At 65.2% G+C, this 247-nt stretch carries 1 pseudogene; it reads right to left on the bottom strand.

Annotated features, from left to right (window positions below):
• Positions 1 to 247, bottom strand: a pseudogene (locus SB771_RS36250) (AMP-dependent synthetase); the annotation flags it as partial.

The following is a 247-nucleotide window of genomic DNA, read 5'->3' as shown; positions in this document are numbered from 1 at the left end:
GGAAGCTGCATCAGGATATCGAGCACGCCGCCCAGGTAATGCAGTTGCGTCGCCCGTGAGCGGGCAATCTGCGCCCAGAACTGCGTGGCCGAAAAGCGCGGCACGACGTGCAACTCGACCGCTTCGAGAAAGGGCAGCAACAGCATCTGCGCGCCGCCGATGTGGCAAAGCGGCTCCCAAAGAAACAGCCTGTCGCCGGCGCGCACGTCCGCCACCTGCAACGCCGCCTCGCTCGCGATTCGCATCA

Source organism: Burkholderia sp. SIMBA_051, from assembly GCF_046534915.1.
GTDB classification, from domain to species: domain Bacteria; phylum Pseudomonadota; class Gammaproteobacteria; order Burkholderiales; family Burkholderiaceae; genus Burkholderia; species Burkholderia ambifaria.
Note: the sequence above shows the minus strand (reverse complement) of the source record. Positions and strands in the feature narration are given on the sequence as shown.